Below are 243 nucleotides of genomic sequence, written 5' to 3'. Positions count from 1 at the left end.
TATTAGATGTTTTTATAACAAAATCAAAACGTTTTTCCATTTTTCCTTTATTTGAAATAGCAGAAAGATTAATATTCCATTTATTTTGAATTTGGCTAATATACATTTCTTTGAAATAATCTTTTTCTTTGACTAGTCCTGCATTTTGTATAAATTTTTCAACTAAATTTTCCATTAAATGTCCGCCACGATTTTTTCTGCCGTTAGAATCAAGACCTGTTTCAATACCCGTAACATAATCTA

At 26.3% G+C, this 243-nt stretch carries 1 protein-coding gene; it reads right to left on the bottom strand.

Annotated features, from left to right (window positions below; genetic code table 11):
- On the bottom strand, positions 1-243 hold a 243-nt coding region (locus AWT63_RS03260; protein WP_231723216.1), incomplete at both ends, for a type II restriction endonuclease.

This window comes from Caviibacter abscessus (genome assembly GCF_001517835.1).
Classification (GTDB): Bacteria; Fusobacteriota; Fusobacteriia; order Fusobacteriales; family Leptotrichiaceae; genus Caviibacter; species Caviibacter abscessus.
The sequence above is the reverse complement of the archived record's forward strand: the minus strand, read 5'-3'. Positions and strand labels throughout refer to the sequence as shown.